The organism is Arthrobacter sp. MYb224 (assembly GCF_002975455.1).
GTDB lineage: Bacteria > Actinomycetota > Actinomycetes > Actinomycetales > Micrococcaceae > Glutamicibacter.
Map to the genome: position 1 here is coordinate 448,125 of NZ_PCPU01000001.1, position 17,165 is coordinate 465,289.

A 17,165-nucleotide genomic window follows, 5' to 3' on the forward strand; every position below is an offset into this window, starting at 1 on the left:
GGATGAGCTGCGCCAGCCGGCACCCGCGCCGCGCGGCGGCACCGCCATTCCGTCCCGAATAAACAATCTTCAAAGTTTGTAATTCAAAGACAAACAAGAATATAACGTTGTTGACCAAGGGTTTTCCCAAGCTTCAATCGCAACCTCGTCTGGATGTCCAGTGCGCTCCGCGCGATAACCATTTCCCCACGGCCCCCGCCCGGCCACGGCGCGGCATTCGCGTCGCGCCGGAGCGCAGCAGAAGGTCCCTAATTCAGCTCGCCCGGTCATTGCCGCAACCCGGGCCGCGGGAGGCTCGCCCTCCGGTTGTGCTCTCGGCAATGTTCGATGGGTCAAAGATTGATGCAAAATGTGCGTGTCATGTTTGTTCAACCCATACAGTCATAGAGCGATTCGCGATACAGTGGACACTAATCGCGCCGTCGCCACCTGATACCCCAAAAAGCTCGACTACGGGTAGCAGGGTCGACGGCGTATTGCGTGTCAGCGGGATAAACCCCGTCCAAGCCTGAATGGAAGGAACGCCGCAGTGGCGATTGAATCCTTAGTAGAAGAGTTCTCACTTACCGAGTTGGATCGTAAGGCCATCGACACCACTCGTGTCTTGGCAGCCGACGCAGTAGAAAAAGTTGGCAACGGCCATCCCGGTACCGCCATGAGCTTGGCTCCGGCTGCGTACCTGATCTTCCAGAAGCACCTGCGCCACGACCCGAAGGATCCGAACTGGATCGGTCGCGACCGCTTTGTGCTCTCCCCCGGTCACACCTCGCTGACCCTCTACCTGCAGCTCTTCCTCTCGGGCTACGGCCTGGAGATGGAAGATATCGAAGCGCTGCGCACCTGGGGCGCGAAGACTCCGGGCCACCCGGAATACGGCCACACCGCCGGCGTGGAGATCACCACCGGCCCCTTGGGCCAGGGCCTGGCCTCGGCCGTTGGCTTCGCTTACTCCCAGCGCCGCATGCGCGGCCTGCTGGATCCGGCAGCAGAAGCCGGCACCAGCCCGTTTGACCACACCGTGTACGTCATCGCCTCCGATGGCGACCTGCAGGAGGGCGTCACCTCCGAGGCCTCCTCGCTAGCGGGCCACCAGGAACTGGGCAACCTCGTCGTCATTTACGATGACAACAAGATCTCCATCGAGAACGACACCGACATTGCGTTCACCGAAGACGTGCTGGGCCGCTACGACTCCTACGGCTGGCACACCCAGCGCGTGGACTGGACCGTCACCGGCGAATACGTCGAAGACATGCACGCCCTGGACGCCGCGATCCGCGCCGCCAAGGCCGAGACCTCCCGTCCCTCGATGATCGCGCTGCGCACCATCATCGGCTGGCCTTCGCCAACCAAGCAGAACACCGGCGGCATCCACGGTTCGAAGCTCGGCGGCGAAGAAGTCGCAGGGCTGAAGAATGTTCTGGGCTTCGACCCGGAGCAGTCCTTCCACATCGATGAGGAAGTACTCGCACACGCTCGCGAGGTAGTGACCCGCGGCGCAGCGCTGCACGAGTCCTGGAACGAGACGTTCGAGGCGTGGAAGCGCGCCAACCCCGAAGAGGCAGCGCTGCTTGAGCGCCTGCAGGCAGGGGAACTGCCGGAGGGCTGGACCGAAAAGATCCCGACCTTCGAACCGGGTTCCACCATGGCTACGCGCGCCGCTTCGGGCAAGGTCATCAACGCGATCGCCGATGAGCTGCCCGAACTGTGGGGCGGCTCCGCGGACCTCGCCGGTTCGAACAACACCACCATCGCCACCGCGAAGTCCTTCGCACCCGAGCGCCGCTCCACCGATTCCTGGGATGCCAGCCCTTACGGCCGCGTCCTGCACTTCGGCATCCGCGAGCACGCCGCCGCGTCGATCGTGAACGGCATCGTGCTCTCCTCCCCGACCCGCGCGTTCTCCGGAACCTTCCTGATCTTCTCGGACTACCAGCGTCCGGCCATCCGCCTGGCCGCCTTGATGGGCATCCCATCGATCTTCGTCTGGACCCACGACTCGATCGGCCTGGGCGAGGACGGCCCGACCCACCAGCCGGTGGAGCAGCTCGCCTCCTTGCGCATCATCCCGAACTTCGACGTCGTCCGCCCGGCAGACGCCAACGAGGTCGCCTACGCATGGCGCGGCATGCTGGAACTGACCGACACCCCATCGGGTATCGTGCTCTCCCGGCAGAACCTGCCGATCTATGACCGTTCGGCACCAGGCTTCCGCGGCGCCGAAGGCACCCTGAAGGGTGGCTACATCCTGGCCGAGGCAGTCCGCGAGGGCGCCGAGACCACCCCGGATGTCATCTTGCTGGCCACCGGCTCCGAGGTCGAGCTGGCCGTAGAGGCCCGCGAGGCACTGGCCGCGAAGAACATCGCCGCCCGCATCGTCTCGCTGCCGAGCTTCGAATGGTTCGCCAAGCAGGACGCCGCCTACCGCGAAGAGGTGCTCCCGGCGGCCATCACCGCCCGCGTTTCGGTGGAAGCCGGCGTAGCCCAGGGCTGGCGCGAGCTGGTCGGCGCCGCGGGCGAAATCATCTCCCTGGATCACTTCGGTGCATCCGCAGACTACAAGAAGCTCTACAGCGAATTCGGGATCACCACCGATGCAGTTGTCGCAGCCGCCGAAAAAGTTGTTAAGTAAAGGAACTGGCACACATTATGAGTAACCCAAATACCCAGGCCCTGTCCGACGCCGGCGTTTCGATCTGGCTGGACGACCTTTCCCGCGAGCGTTTGACCAGCGGTTCGCTGGCCAAGCTCATCGAAGAGCAGAACGTCGTCGGCGTGACCACCAACCCGTCGATCTTCGCCGCGGCACTGACCAACGCAGCGGTCTACGGCGAGGCCATCGCCGAGCAGCGCCACAAGTCGGTCGAAGACGCGATAACCGAGATCACCAGCGACGACGTTGCCGCCGCCTGCGACCTGTTCCGCCCGATCTACGACTCCAGCAACGGCTTCGACGGCCGGGTGTCCATCGAGGTCGACCCGCGTCTGGCCCACGACACCGCGCAGACCATCGTCCAGGCCAAGGCCCTGCACGAACGCGTAGCCCGCGAAAACGTGCTCATCAAGATCCCCGCCACGCTGGCCGGCCTGGAGGCCATCACCGAAACCATCGCGGCGGGCATCAGCGTCAACGTCACCCTGATCTTCTCGCTGGAACGCTACCGCGAGGTCATCAACGCGTACCTGATCGGCTTGGAGAAGGCCAAGGCCAAGGGCTTGGACCTGTCCAAGATCCACTCGGTCGCCTCCTTCTTCGTTTCCCGCGTGGACTCGGAAATCGACAAGCGCCTGAACACCATCGGCACCGAGGCGGCACTGGCCCTGCGCGGCCAGGCCGGTGTGGCCAACGCCCGCCTGGCCTACCAGGTCTTCGAGGAGACCTTCGCCTCGGCTCGCTACGAAGCGCTGGCAGCCTCCGGGGCCAATGTGCAGCGTCCGCTGTGGGCTTCGACCGGCGTGAAGGATCCTGCCTACCCATCCACCCTGTACGTCACCGAACTGGTGGCACCGCAGACCGTGAACACCATGCCGGAAAAGACCCTGGAGGCCACCGCCGCGGAGGCCGAGGTCCGCGGAAACGTGGTTTCGGGCAGCTACGCCCAGGCCAACGGCGTGCTCGACGCGCTGGCGGCCCAGGGCGTGGACTACAACGAGGTTGTGTCGCTGCTCGAGGTCGAAGGCGTTCAGAAGTTCGACGTCGCCTGGAACGAACTGCTCGAGGACATGTCTGTGGCTTTGAAAGAGGCCAAGTAGATGGAGTTGGGCTTAGTTACTTCCGGCGCGGCCCTCGCCTCGGTCGACCGGCTGCTTCCGCAGCTCATCGAGGCCAAGATCGGCAGCCGCATCGCCGGCCAGGACCCCACCGTGTGGGGCGCCGAGGCCGAAGCCGAGTCCGCCATGCGCCTGGGCTGGGCTCAGCCCTTCGAAGCCGCCGCGAAGCTGCTTCCGCAGATCCTTGAGCTGCGCGAGCAGCTGCTGGCCGAGGGCCTGACCCGGATCGCCCTGTGCGGCATGGGCGGCTCCTCGCTGGCACCCGAGGTGATCACCGCGCATGACGAGGTCGACCTGGTCATCTGCGATACCACCGACCCGCAGATGGTTTCCGAGATCGTGAACACCGAGCTGGAGCGCACCGTCGTGGTCGTCGCCTCCAAATCGGGGTCCACCGTGGAAACCGATTCGCAGCGACGCGCTTTCACCGCGGCCTTCGAGGCCGCCGGCATCGATCCGGCTACCCGCCTGGTGCTCGTCACCGATCCGGGTTCGCCGATGGACAATCCGGAAGGCGTGCGCGCGGTCTTCAACGCCGACCCGAATGTGGGCGGGCGCTACTCGGCGCTGACCGCCTTCGGGCTGGTGCCTTCGGGACTTGCCGGGGCCGATATCGAAGCGCTGATCGAAGAGGCCGGGTTGATCTCGGACCTGCTCAGCGGCGACGACGAAGACAACATTGCCTTGCACCTAGGCGCCGCGCTGGTTACCGCCGGCCGCGACAAGCTGGTTATCGCGGAAATCGGCGACGCCCTGCCGGGCTTCGGGGACTGGGCCGAACAGCTCATCGCCGAATCCACCGGCAAGCTCGGCAAGGGAGTGCTCCCCGTGGTGGCCCACGCTGAAGCGCCCGAGCTGAAGCAGGTGGCCGCCGACGTGCTGCCGCTCTACCTGCACGAGCAGCTGCCCGCGGAAATCGATGAGGAAGCCACCGCGATCCACCTCAGTGCACCGCTTGGCACCTCGTTCATGATCTTCGAGTACGCAACCGCCGTGGCCGGCTACCTGCTGGGCATCAACCCGTTTGACCAGCCGGATGTCGAGGCCGCCAAGATCGCCGCGCGCTCGCTGCTCGACGCGCCGACCGCCGGATCCCCGGATGCGGTGGACGGCAGCGTCGAGCTGTTCGGCACGCAGGCCGTGGACCTGGCCGGCGCGCTCGATGCGCTGACCGCACAGCTGGGCGAGGATGGCTACCTGTCCATCCACGCCTACCTGAACCGCCACGGCGACAAGGAGCTGGAGGCGCTGCGCGACCTGCTGGCCGAACGCACCTCACGCCCGGTGACCTTCGGCTGGGGACCACGCTTCTTGCACTCCACCGGCCAGTACCACAAGGGCGGCCCCCGCCAGGGGGTCTTCCTGCAGGTCACCGCGAACCACGAGCAGGACCTGGAGATCCCGGGCCGCGCCTACAGCTTCGGCGGTTTGATCACCGCCCAGGCTACCGGCGACGGTGCGGTGCTCGCGGACGCCGAACACGGCCGTCCGGTGCTGCGCGTGAATCTAACCGATCGCGCCGCGGGTATCGCGGCGCTGCTTGAGGCTGCGAGCTAACAACACAATATGAGCAATCCACTTCGCGACGCCCGCGACCGGCGGCTTAACCGCATCGCCGGTCCGGGCGCGCTGGTGTTCTTCGGAATCACCGGCGACCTGGCCCGCAAAAAACTGATGCCCGCGGTCTATGACCTGGCCAACCGCGGCCTGCTACCCCCGAACTTCGCTATCGTCGGCTTCGGCCGCCGCGACTGGTCCGCCGAGGACTTCGCCAACCAGGCCCGCGAATGGATCCTGGCCAGCGCGCGCACCCCGTTCAACGAGACGGTGTTCGACCAGCTGGCCTCCGGAATGCGTTTCATCTCCGGGGCCTTCGACGACGACAACGCCTATCAGCAGCTCTCCGCCACCCTGGACGAGCTGGCCGATTCGCGCTCCACCGGACGCAACCACGCCTTCTACCTGTCCATCCCGCCGAGCTGGTTCGACGTGGTCTGCCAGAAGCTCTCCGAGCACAAGCTCGCCAAGGACGAGAATCCCGGCTGGGAGCGTGTGGTCATCGAGAAGCCCTTCGGCCACGACCTGGAAAGCGCCCGCGAGCTCAACGAGATCGTCGAGTCGGTCTTCCCGCCGGACGCGGTCTTCCGCATCGACCACTATCTGGGCAAGGAAACCGTGCAGAACCTGCTGGCGCTGCGTTTCGGCAACCAGATGTTCGAGCCATTGTGGAACAACAAGTACGTGGACCACGTGCAGATCACCATGGCCGAGGATATCGGCATCGGCGGGCGCGCCAGCTACTACGACGGGGTGGGCGCGGCCCGCGACGTCATCCAGAACCACCTGCTGCAGCTCCTCGCGCTGACCGCCATGGAAGAACCCATCTCCTTCGACGCAGATCACCTGCGCGCCGAGAAGGAAAAGGTGCTCACCGCGGTGCAGCTGCCCGAGGATCTGGGGGCCGCCAGCGCCCGCGGACAGTACACCTCCGGGTGGCAGGGCGGCGAAGAGGTGGTCGGCTTCCTCGACGAGGAGGGCTTCAACCCGAAGTCCAAAACCGAAACCTACGCGGCGGTGCGGCTGAACATCAACACCCGCCGCTGGGACGGGGTGCCCTTCTACCTGCGCGCCGGCAAGCGCCTGGGCCGCCGCGTCACCGAGATCGCGGTGGTCTTCAAGCGCGCACCGAACCTGCTGTTCACCGACCACGCGGATGACGAGTTCGGGCAGAACGCCTTCGTGATCCGCGTGCAGCCCGATGAGGGCGCGACCATCCGCTTCTCCTCCAAGGTGCCCGGCACCCAGATGGAGATCCGCGACGTGACCATGGACTTCGGCTACGGCAACGCGTTCACCGAGTCCTCCCCGGAGGCCTACGAACGCCTGATCCTCGACGTGCTGCTCGGCGAACCGCCGTTGTTCCCGCGCCACGAAGAGGTCGAACAGTCCTGGCGCATCCTCGACCCGTTCGAGGATTACTGGGCCGCACAGCCCGAACAGCCAGACCCCTACCTGCCCGGCTCCTGGGGCCCGGCCAGCGGCGATGAGCTGATGGCCAAAGACGGAAGGACGTGGCGACGCCCATGATGATCGATCTTCCCAACACGACCACCTCGAAGGTGGCCAAGAAGCTGCTCTCCTCGCGCCGCACCCACGGGGTGGTGGCCCTGTCCCGGGTGCTGACCCTGGTGGTCATCACCCGCGAGGGGTTCGCGGAGAACGCCATCGAGGCGGCCAACCTGGCCAGCCGCGAACACCCCTGCCGCATCATCGTGGTGGTGCGCGGCTCGGAGAAGGGCGAGAACCGGCTCGACGTGCAGATCCGCGTCGGCGGTGACGCCGGCGCCTCCGAGGTCATCGTGATGCGCACGCATGGCCCGGATATGGCCGCCGACGAGGCGCTGATCTCCGCGCTGCTGCTGCCCGACGCGCCGATCGTGGCCTGGTGGCCGCACGGGGTCCCGGCCGACCCGTACAACACCGCGCTGGGCAAGCTGGCGCACCGGCGGATCACCGACTCGAACGAGACCAAGGATCCTACCGAGGCGCTCTTCCAGCGCGCGAGCACCTACCGCGCCGGGGACACCGACCTGGCGTGGACCCGCATCACCCTCTGGCGCGCCCAGCTGGCGAGCATTATCGATTTGATCGGTACCGAGGGCTTGAGCGGCATCACCGTGAAGGGTTCGGAGAACTCTCCGTCCACCTCGCTGCTGGCGGCCTGGCTGACCATGCGCCTGGACGTCCCGGTGACCATCGCGGCGGATAAGTCCACCGGCGGGCTCTCCAGCGTGCGTCTGGCTCGTGAGGATGGCGACGTGGAGCTTTCCCGTCCCTCCGGAGCCGTGGCCCACCTCTACCTGCCCGGCAGCGCGCCGCAGCGCATCTCGCTGCCGCGCCGCTCGGTGGCCGAATGCCTGGCCGAGGAGATGCGCCGCCTGGACGCGGACGATGTCTTCGGCGAGGTCATCACCCGCGGGCTGAACCTGACCAACCTAAGGAGCATCATTCCCAGTGATCGCTAGACAGATTGTCATCCATGAAGACACCGCCGCCACCGCGCACGGGGTCGCAGCCCGGCTGATCACCTCCATCGCCGATGCGATCGCCGCCCGCGGGGTCGCCCATGTGGTGGTTACCGGCGGCACGCTGGGCATCGCGGCGCTGGTTGCCGTGGCGCAGAACCCGGCGAAGGCTTCGGTGAATTGGTCCCAGGTGCACTTCTGGTGGGGAGATGAGCGCTTCGTCGCCGCCGGCAGCACCGAGCGCAACGCGGTGCAGGCCGAACCGCTGTTCGCCGCCCTGGACGAGCTGGGCCTTGACCGTGGCACCGTCCACGTGATGGGTGACAGCGACGCTTACGCCAGCGCCGAGGACGCGGCTGCCGCCTACACGCGGCTGCTCGCCGAGGAGGCCGGCGACGGCGCGGCGAACCCGGTCTTCGACGTGCTGATGCTCGGCATGGGCCCGGATTCGCACGTGGCCTCGCTGTTCCCGGACCACACGCGCTCCACCGAGCTCGGGGCGATCGCGGTGCACGACTCCCCCAAGCCGCCACCGCACCGGGTGTCGCTGACCATGAGCACCATCAACACGGCCCGCGAGGTCTGGTTGCTGGTCTCCGGTGCGGAGAAGGCGCCAGCCTTGGCCGCTGCACAGCACGAGGTCAACGAGGCCAAGGTGCCGGCAAGCGCCGTGCAAGGCACCGAGGCTACCCGCTGGCTGATCGACCGCAGCGCCGCGACGCTGCTCTAAGCATCACCGCAGACCGGTGCCGCCCCAAAGCAATGGGCGGCACCGGTCTTGGTGATTTGAAAGGACCCTAGACATGACCGCGCAGCAACAGCCGGCAGAGGCTCAGCGCATCACGGTGATCGGCGCCGGAGTGATCGGGCTGTCCACCGCCCACGAGCTGGCCCGCGCCGGCCACCGCGTCACCGTCATCTCGGATCAAGAACCATGGCAGACCGTCTCCGCCGTGGCCGCCGCCATCTGGTTCCCCTACCACTCGGAGAACTCCCCCGCCGCGGATCTGCTGCTGGCACGCTCGCTGGCGCGGTTCGAAGAACTGGCGTCCATCCCCGAAACCGGAGTGGACCTGCGTTCGGGTCTAAACGTGGATCACCTGCCCGGGGCCGACCGCTCCTGGACCAGAATCGTTGCGAAGACAATCGAAGCGCCAAAGGCAGAGCTGCCCGAAGGTGCCCACGCCGGAGTCTACGCGCGCCTCCCGATCATCACCATGACTACCTACCTTTCGTGGCTGCGCACTGAGGTCGAAGCGCTCGGGGTGGTTTTCATCCACGCTACGGTCAAGGAACTAACCGAGCTTAATGGCAGCGCAGATCTTGCGGTCATCGCCGGCGGGCTGCGCGGCGGACAGCTATTGGGCGATGATGATTCCGTCTACCCGATCCGCGGCCAGGTGGTACGCCTGGCCAACACGAAAAAGCTCACCGACTGGCTGTGCGACGACGACTACCCCGGCGGGGTCAGCTACATCATTCCCCGGCGCGAGGACATCATTGTCGGCGGCACCGACACGGCGCATGATTGGAACCGCGACGTCGAGCCGGAGACCGCGGCGGCAATTCTGCGCCGCGCCACCGAGCTGGTGCCAGAACTCGAAGGGCTGGAGGTCCTGGAGCACAAGGTGGGACTTCGCCCGGCGCGCGATGCCATCCGCCTCGAACACGTTACGGGACACCGGATTCCGGTCATCGCCGCCTACGGCCATGGCGGCGCGGGAGTCACCCTGTCGTGGGGCACCGCGCAGCGCGTCGTCGAGCTGGTCGGCGAAAGCCACTAGCCGCTCGCGTTCCCCGAAGATCCTCGAAGGCAAATCCCGATTATGCGGTTTGACTTCGGGGATCAACGCTTTAATCCCGATCGTCGACGCACCGGGCGGCCCGATTCGATGAGATGCATATCACGGATTAATACCTTGAAGACAGGCGTAGTATTTCATTCGTTACACGCGCTCGCGCTTCCGCACGGCGTCACTACGACCAATGTGAAATCATGCTCGCAAAGAAGTCCGGACTCCAAGTGAGCCCTCGCCACAATTCCCTGGCCCGGCCAGCGCAACTCGTCGCCCTGGGGTTTCTGGGCGCTATCCTGATCGGTGGCTTGCTGCTCGCCACACCGTGGGCACACACCGATGGAAAATTCACCCCACTGATCGACGCGCTCTTCACCGCCACCTCGGCGGTCTGCGTCACGGGCCTGACCGTGGTGGACACCGCAACCCACTACACGCTCTTCGGCAAGATCATCATCTTGGCGCTCATCCAGCTCGGCGGGTTGGGCATCATGCTTGTCGCCTCCCTGCTGAGCATGCTGCTCATGGGCAAGATCGGGCTGCTCACCCGGCAGTCCTCCCAGCGCGAAAGCAAGGCCCTGAGCGGACAGGACGTCCGCACAGCCACGAAAACCATTCTGCTCTTCTCCCTGTTCCTCGAAGCCATCACCGCGGTGCCACTGGCCCTGCGCTTCTGGTTGGGCTACGACTACGATGCCCCCTCGGCCCTGTGGCACGCGGTGTTCCATGCGGTGTCCGCGTTCAACAACGCAGGATTCGCGCTCTATTCGGACAGCCTCATGGGTTTCGTGGACGACCCCTGGATCAGCTTGCCGGTCAGCTTCGCGATCATCCTCGGCGGACTCGGCTTCCCGGTACTCGTTCAGCTGCGCCGCTACGGACGCAACACGCTCAAATGGAGCATGAACACCCGACTCGTGCTGCTCATGACCGCCCTGCTGTTGCTCGGCGGTACGGTGTTCATCACCGCCATGGAGTGGAACAATCCGGAAACCCTTGGCACCTTGGACCCGGCGGCACGCGTGCTTGCCGGCTTTTTCCACTCGGTGCAAACTCGTACCGCCGGGTTCAACTCCATCGATATCGGTGCCATGCACCCGGCCTCGTGGCTCGGCATGGATGTACTCATGTTCATCGGCGCCGGCCCGGCCGGCACCGCCGGTGGCATCAAGGTCACCACCGCGGCGGTGCTGCTATTTATCATCCTCACCGAGCTGCGCGGCGAAACGGCCGTCAATGTGCTGGGCAAACGGCTTTCGCGGTCCATTCATCGCCAAGCGCTGACGGTCACGCTCTTGGGCACCGCCGCGGTCTTCTCGGGCACCATGGGATTGTTGCTGCTGACGCCGTATTCGCTGGATCGTTGCCTCTTCGAGGCGACCTCGGCCTTCGCCACCGTTGGCCTGTCCACCGGCATCACCCCCGACCTGCCCGATGCCGGCAAAACCATTCTGATCGCGCTCATGTACTTAGGGCGCGTCGGAGTGCTCTCGCTCGGCTCGGCCCTCGCCTTGCGCGACCGCAAGGCCCTCTACGAACTCCCAAAAGAAAGGCCCGCAATTGGGTAAGCTACTGAATTTCCGCTCAGATTCGAAGAACATTGCCGCCGCGGACTCGGTCGCGGTGATTGGCTTGGGGCGCTTTGGCGCTTCGCTCGCCATGGAATTGATGAAATCGGGCACCCATGTGCTGGGCATCGACTTGAACGAGGATAATGTCCAGGCGTTGAACGGTGAGCTGACCCAGGTGGTGCGGGCGGACGCCGCACGCCGCGAGGTGCTCGAGCAGCTTTCAATTCACGACTTTGACCGCGTAGTGGTCGCCGTAGGCAGCCATCTGCAGTCCTCCATCCTGTGCTGCTCGCTGCTGGTCAGCATGAACATTCCATTGATTTGGGCGAAGGCTCAGGATGACCGGCACGGGCTGATCCTCGAACAACTTGGGGTGCACCACATTGTCTACCCCGAAAAGGATATGGGCCGGCGCGTAGCGCATCTGGTGCGCGGCTCGATCATGGATTACGTGGAGGTCGACCCGGGCTACGCCCTGGTGAAGATGACCGCACCGGCTAGCCTGCATGGGATGCGGTTGAGCGAGATGGGGGTCCGGAAGAAGTACCGGGTCACCATCGCCGCGAAAGCCAATGCGTCCGGCGTTTGGCAGAATACCGATGCGGACACGGTGCTGGTCGAAGGGGACCGCGTGCTGGTGCTTGGATCCACCGCGGACACCGATCGCTTCGGCCAGCTGCGCTAGGCGGCAAAAGCGAATCCAGGCTTAACTAGGAAAGGGGACCCACTGTCGTGGGTCCCCTTTCCTAGTTGTCTGCTATGACTCGATGCTGAAGCGCATGACCAGGGCTAGGCCGATAATGACCGCGCCCCAGACCAGACCAAGAACAATGGTGATGCGATTCAGGTTGCGCTCGGCAACACCGGACGAACCCATCGAGCTGGTCATGCCGCCACCGAACATGTCGGACATACCGCCGCCTCGACCCTTATGGAGAAGGATCAATAGGGTGAGCAGGACACTGGTGATACCCAGCAGTACCTGCAGAATGATCTTGATGATATCCAAGTCGACGGTTCCTTAATTAGATTCAGTCGGTGACGAGATGGTGCTCGAACCTAACAATATTAGCAAACTCTTCGGCATCCAAACTAGCACCGCCGACCAGCAGGCCATCAACATCGCGTTCACGCATGATCTGCGCGGCATTTGCGGCCTTGACGCTTCCGCCATAGAGCAGGCGCGCCTTCTGCGCAATCTCCTCGCCGAAGCGCTCGACCAATGCTCCGCGAATCGCGGCGCACAGCTCCTGCGCATCGGCCGGGCCCGCCACCTCGCCGGTTCCGATAGCCCACACCGGCTCATAGGCGATGACCAGCGTTTCGGCCTGTTCGGCGGTGACGCCTTCCAGGGACTCGGCAAGCTGGTTCAGCGTGTAAGCAACATGCTCGTTCGCCTGGCGTACCTCAAGGCCTTCGCCGACGCAAAGCACCGGGGTCAGCTCGTGGCGGTACGCGGCGGCAAGCTTCGCGGCAATCACGGCGTTGGACTCGTTGTGGTACTCGCGGCGCTCCGAGTGGCCGACCAGCACGTAGCTGCAGCCAAGCTTATTCAGGAACTGGCCGGAGATCTCCCCGGTATAGGCTCCCGAGTCCTGTGCGGACAGGTCCTGTGCCCCGTAGACGACGTCCAGCTTGTCGCCCAGGGTCAGGGTCTGCACACCGCGGATGTCGGTGAACGGTGGGAACACCGCAACCTCGGCACGGTCGTAATCGTGCTGCGCATCCTTCAGCGTCCACGCGAGCTTCTGCACCAGGGTGATGCCCTGGACGTGGTCCATGTTCATCTTCCAGTTGCCCGCAATCAGCGGCTGGCGCACGTAGGCGCCGTTATTCGACATCGTCATAAATTTAGCCTTCCAAAGCGGCAACACCCGGCAGGGTCTTGCCTTCAAGGTATTCGAGCGACGCTCCGCCACCGGTGGAGATGTGGCCGAAGTCGTCCTCCGAGAAGCCCAGGGCACGTACCGCGGCGGCTGAGTCGCCACCGCCTACGACGCTAAACGCCTCGGAACCTGCCAATGCCTGGGCCACCGTGCGGGTGCCCTCGGCGAAGGCCGGGATCTCGAAGACGCCCATTGGGCCATTCCAGAACACGGTGTTTGCGCTCGTGATGTAGCTTGCGAACAGTTCGGCGGACTTCGGTCCGATATCGAGGCCGAGTCCGTTCGAGCCGAAGCTGGCTTCTTCGATCTTGTCGGCGGCAAGCACCTCGTGCTCGGCGTCTGCCCCGAACTTGCTGGCAACGACGACGTCCGATGGAACGATGATGTCGCAACCGAGCTTTTCGGCGCGGGCCAGGTATTCCTGGCAGACCGAGATCTGGTCTTCTTCAAGCAGCGAGCCGCCGATGGCGTATCCCTGGGCCTTGAGGAAGGTGAATGCCATGCCGCCACCGATCAGCAGCTGATCGGCCTTGCCTAGCAGGTTGTCGATGACCGCGAGCTTGTCCGAAACCTTCGACCCGCCCAGTACGACCACGTAGGGACGCTTTGGCGCTTCGGTCAGGGTCTTGAGGACCTTGACCTCGGTTGCCACCAGGTCGCCCTGGTAGCTTGGCAGCAAGGCTGCGATGTCGAATACCGAGGCATGCTTGCGGTGCACCGCACCGAAGGCATCGTTGACGTAGGCGCCGTTGTCACCGGTCAGTGCGGCCAGCGCCGTGGCGAATTCTTCACGCTCGGCGTCGGCCTTGGAGGTCTCGCGGGCGTCGAAGCGCACGTTCTCGAGGACCAGCACCGCACCCTCGGCCAACGCGGCGGCGGATTCGCGAGCCGAAGCTCCTACTACGTCCGTTGCCACGGTGACATCGAAGTCTGCAAGTTCGTTCAAGCGGCGAGCGGCAGGCTCGATGGAGTACTTCGAATCGACCTGGCCCTTAGGGCGACCCAGGTGTGCCATCACGATGACCTTGGCGCCAGCCTCGGTCAGTTTGGTGATGACCGGAAGGGACGCGCGCACGCGTCCGTCATCGGTTACGGTCGCCCCGTCGAGCGGTACGTTCAGGTCGCTTCGGACCAAAACGTACCGCCCGCGGACACCGTCAGCGAGTAATTCGTCGAGAGTGTGAGAAGACATGTCTCTAGGTTATCGACTAGAGGCTTGATCCCACGAATTCAACAAGGTCAACAAGTCGCGAGGAGTAGCCCCACTCGTTGTCGTACCAAGCCACAACCTTGACGGTGTTGCCAATCACGGAGGTCAGGCCGGAGTCGAAAATGGCGGAGTGCTTGTTCGTCACAATGTCGGAGGAAACCAGCGGATCGGTCGAGTACTCGAGGTAGTCGGCCAGCTTGCCTTCGGTGGCAGCCTTTTCGAAGGCGGCGTTGATTTCTTCAACGGTCGCGGTGCGAGCCAGGTTGACGGTCAGGTCGGTGGCCGAGCCGGTTGGTACCGGTACGCGCATTGCGTAACCGTTAAGCTTGCCCTTCAATTCCGGAAGCACCACGCCGATGGCCTTAGCGGCACCGGTGGAGGTCGGGATCAGGTTCAGCGCTGCGGCGCGGGCACGGCGCGGGTCGCTGTGCGGTGCATCCTGCAGGCGCTGGTCGGCGGTGTATGCGTGGATGGTGGTCATCAGGCCGTCGACAATGCCGAATTCATCGTTCAGAACCTTGGCCATTGGGGCCAGGCAGTTAGTGGTGCACGATGCGTTCGAGATGATGTTGTGCGTGGCTGGATCGTACTTGTCGTGGTTGGCGCCCATCACGATGGTGATGTCTTCATCGCTGGCCGGAGCCGAGATGATGACTTTCTTTGCACCGGCGGTGATGTGCTTGCCAGCGTCGGCAGCCTTGGTGAAGAATCCGGTCGATTCGATGACAACGTCGACGTTCAATTCGCCCCATGGCAGGTTTGCCGGGTCGCGCTCCGAGAGCACCTTGATGCGGCGCTCTCCGACGACGATGGTGTCGCCATCTACGGATACCGCTTCGCCGACTGGGCCCAGAACGCTATCGAACTTCACCAGGTGAGCCAGTGCATCGATGGAACCGAGGTCGTTGACTGCAACGATTTCGATGTCTGCCTTGTGCGCCAGAGTGGCACGCAGGAAGTTGCGTCCGATACGACCGAAACCATTGATTCCAACACGAGTAGTCATGTGGCTATCTCCTCTAAATGGGATGATTGCGCCACTGCCGTGCTTTTCACGGAAGTGGCCTGCTTATCTAAGAGGACACTCCGTTGTGTCGTGAGTTGCAGACCTCGTGAAACACGAGGTCTGCAACACACCTGATACATCCTACGCGAAATTCGCGGAGAATGTGAGCTGAATTACCAGAAGGTTAATTCGGCAATAATTACTTACCTGGAACCACCAGCGAAGCAGCGCCAGTGCGAGCGGCTTCGAAGCGAGCCTGGACGTCGGCCCAGTTCACGATGTTCCAGAAGGCCTTGACGTAGTCAGCCTTGACGTTGACGTAGTCCAGGTAGAAGGCGTGCTCCCACATGTCCAGCATCAGCAGCGGGATGGTTCCCACTGGGACGTTGCCCTGCTGATCGTACAGCTGCTCGATGACCAGCTGGCCACCTAGCGGCTCGTAGGCCAGAATTGCCCAGCCCGAGCCCTGCAGGCTCATGGCCGAAGCGGTGAAGTGACCGCGGAATCCGTCGAAGGAGCCGAAGAACTCGTCGATGGCCGCTGCCAACTCGCCTACTGGCTTGTCGCCACCCTCTGGTGAGAGGTTGTTCCAGAAGATCGAGTGGTTGGTGTGTCCACCCAAGTGGAACGCCAGGTCCTTCGAAAGCTTCGGGATGTTGCCGAATTCGCCCTTTTCGCGGGCTTCTGCCAGCTGCTCCAACGCCGAGTTAGCGCCTGCAACGTAGGTTGCGTGGTGCTTCGAGTGGTGCAGCTCCATGATGCGAGCCGAGATGTTCGGCTCCAGTGCAGCGTAGTCATACTGCAGTTCTGGCAGTGAATAGACAGCCATGATTCTCCTCAATCTTCTCAATTGGTTGAATCTCCGCGGAAGGTCTGCCGCGGGGACACTTTTTTACTGTTCCAGTTCATCTACTGGAACACTGGACTCGGTACCAGGTATTCCCAGATCACCAGCTTTTTTATCCGCCATAGCTAAGAGCCTGCGGATCCGGCCGGCAATCGCGTCCTTGGTCATTGGAGGTTCGGCCATGCGGCCCAATTCATCCAGCGACGCTTGCTTGTGCTCCAGGCGAAGCACCCCGGCGTAACGCAGGTGCTCAGGCACCTCGTCGCCAAGAATCTCCAGTGCGCGCTCCACGCGTGCACCGGCAGCCACAGCAGCTTGCGCGCTGCGGCGCAGGTTCGCATCGTCGAAGTTCGCCAGCCGATTTGCGGTGGCGCGGACTTCTTTGCGCATGCGGCGTTCTTCCCACACCATCAGTGCGTCGTGTGCGCCCATGCGTGTCAGGAGTTGGGCGATGGCATCGCCATCGCGAATCACCACTCGGTCCACCCCGCGTACCTCACGCGCCTTGACGGTCAGGTCCAGGCGTCGAGCCGCACCGACCAGGGCGAGTGCGGCCTCTGGGCCGGGACAGGTAATTTCAAGTGCCGAACTGCGACCCGGTTCGGTTAGTGAACCGTGGGACAAGAACGCGCCACGCCACACCGCTTCGGCGTCGGCCGTGGAACCGTTGACGATGACCGAGGGCAGACCACGTACCGGCCGTCCACGTTGGTCGAGAAGCCCGGTTTGGCGTGCCAAAACTTCGCCGTCCTTAGCGACGCGCACGATGTATCGGCTGCCCTTACGGATGCCGGAACCGGAGACCATGACAATCTCCGCGTCGTGTCCGTAGAGCTCGCCAATGGCGACCTTGAGCCTGCGAGCGGTCGCAGCTAAGTCAACCTCAGCCTCGATTACTATTCGCCCGGAGACAATATGCAGTCCGCCGCTGAAGCGGAGCATGGTCGAAACCTCGGCTTTGCGCACCGATGGCTTGCGAATCTCAACCCGCGACAGCTCGTCTTTGACGGAAGCCGTCAATGCCATGAATCAAACTCCCTTACATAGATCCGA

15 protein-coding genes are annotated in these 17,165 nt (G+C 63.9%); 9 read left to right on the top strand and 6 right to left on the bottom strand.

Translation table 11 applies throughout. The features are described 5' to 3' along the window. Nucleotides 1–529 precede the first annotated feature (529 nt). The 9 genes from tkt to CQ017_RS02225 all read left to right on the top strand — a co-directional run bounded on the left by tkt (nucleotide 530) and on the right by CQ017_RS02225 (nucleotide 11,848). A complete protein-coding gene (tkt, locus tag CQ017_RS02185) occupies nucleotides 530–2,632 on the top strand; it encodes a transketolase (protein ID WP_105552299.1) in 2,103 nt (700 codons plus the stop codon). 17 nt (nucleotides 2,633–2,649) lie between these two features. After that, nucleotides 2,650–3,753, top strand: a complete 1,104-nt coding sequence (gene tal, locus CQ017_RS02190; protein WP_105552300.1) for a transaldolase — start codon at nucleotides 2,650–2,652, stop codon at nucleotides 3,751–3,753. Continuing rightward, a complete protein-coding gene (locus CQ017_RS02195; protein ID WP_105552301.1) occupies nucleotides 3,754–5,328 on the top strand; it encodes a glucose-6-phosphate isomerase in 1,575 nt (524 codons plus the stop codon). Between the two features lie 9 nt (nucleotides 5,329–5,337). Further along, a complete protein-coding gene (zwf, locus tag CQ017_RS02200) occupies nucleotides 5,338–6,858 on the top strand; it encodes a glucose-6-phosphate dehydrogenase (protein ID WP_105552302.1) in 1,521 nt (506 codons plus the stop codon). Beyond that, the gene (locus tag CQ017_RS02205) at nucleotides 6,855–7,796 is read left to right on the top strand and encodes a glucose-6-phosphate dehydrogenase assembly protein OpcA (protein ID WP_105552303.1); all 942 of its coding nucleotides are present in this window, start codon (nucleotides 6,855–6,857) and stop codon (nucleotides 7,794–7,796) included. The genes zwf and CQ017_RS02205 overlap by 4 nt, the downstream gene beginning before the upstream one ends. Continuing rightward, nucleotides 7,786–8,526, top strand: a complete 741-nt coding sequence (pgl, locus tag CQ017_RS02210; protein ID WP_105552304.1) for a 6-phosphogluconolactonase — start codon at nucleotides 7,786–7,788, stop codon at nucleotides 8,524–8,526. Before CQ017_RS02205 ends, pgl begins: the two co-directional genes overlap by 11 nt. Nucleotides 8,527–8,599: 73 nt before the next feature. After that, entirely contained in the window at nucleotides 8,600–9,580 is a 981-nt protein-coding gene (locus CQ017_RS02215; RefSeq protein WP_105552305.1) for an FAD-dependent oxidoreductase, read from the top strand. A gap of 212 nt (nucleotides 9,581–9,792) precedes the next feature. After that, the gene (locus CQ017_RS02220; protein ID WP_105552306.1) at nucleotides 9,793–11,160 is read left to right on the top strand and encodes a TrkH family potassium uptake protein; all 1,368 of its coding nucleotides are present in this window, start codon (nucleotides 9,793–9,795) and stop codon (nucleotides 11,158–11,160) included. After that, nucleotides 11,153–11,848: a TrkA family potassium uptake protein gene (locus tag CQ017_RS02225; RefSeq protein WP_219843897.1), complete on the top strand. Its 696-nt coding sequence runs from the start codon at nucleotides 11,153–11,155 to the stop codon at nucleotides 11,846–11,848. The genes CQ017_RS02220 and CQ017_RS02225 overlap by 8 nt, the downstream gene beginning before the upstream one ends. Before the next feature lie 72 nt (nucleotides 11,849–11,920). On the opposite strand, the gene secG is transcribed toward CQ017_RS02225, so the two are convergent. The 6 genes from secG to whiA form a co-directional block, all read right to left on the bottom strand. Beyond that, on the bottom strand, nucleotides 11,921–12,172 hold the full coding sequence (gene secG / locus CQ017_RS02230) for a preprotein translocase subunit SecG (RefSeq protein ID WP_096285146.1): 252 nt from the start codon (nucleotides 12,170–12,172) through the stop codon (nucleotides 11,921–11,923). 22 nt (nucleotides 12,173–12,194) lie between these two features. Beyond that, nucleotides 12,195–13,010: a triose-phosphate isomerase gene (gene tpiA / locus CQ017_RS02235; RefSeq protein WP_105552307.1), complete on the bottom strand. Its 816-nt coding sequence runs from the start codon at nucleotides 13,008–13,010 to the stop codon at nucleotides 12,195–12,197. Nucleotides 13,011–13,014: 4 nt separating this feature from the next. Then, nucleotides 13,015–14,241, bottom strand: a complete 1,227-nt coding sequence (locus CQ017_RS02240) for a phosphoglycerate kinase (RefSeq protein WP_105552308.1) — start codon at nucleotides 14,239–14,241, stop codon at nucleotides 13,015–13,017. A 16-nt stretch (nucleotides 14,242–14,257) separates the two neighbouring features. Then, nucleotides 14,258–15,265 carry a type I glyceraldehyde-3-phosphate dehydrogenase gene (gap, locus tag CQ017_RS02245; protein WP_096285152.1) on the bottom strand — a complete coding sequence of 336 codons (1,008 nt, stop codon included), beginning with the start codon at nucleotides 15,263–15,265 and terminating at the stop codon, nucleotides 14,258–14,260. Nucleotides 15,266–15,464: 199 nt separating this feature from the next. After that, nucleotides 15,465–16,094: a superoxide dismutase gene (locus tag CQ017_RS02250; RefSeq protein WP_105552309.1), complete on the bottom strand. Its 630-nt coding sequence runs from the start codon at nucleotides 16,092–16,094 to the stop codon at nucleotides 15,465–15,467. Nucleotides 16,095–16,157: 63 nt separating this feature from the next. Continuing rightward, nucleotides 16,158–17,138 carry a DNA-binding protein WhiA gene (gene whiA / locus CQ017_RS02255; RefSeq protein ID WP_105552310.1) on the bottom strand — a complete coding sequence of 327 codons (981 nt, stop codon included), beginning with the start codon at nucleotides 17,136–17,138 and terminating at the stop codon, nucleotides 16,158–16,160. Between the last annotated feature and the right edge of the window lie 27 nt (nucleotides 17,139–17,165).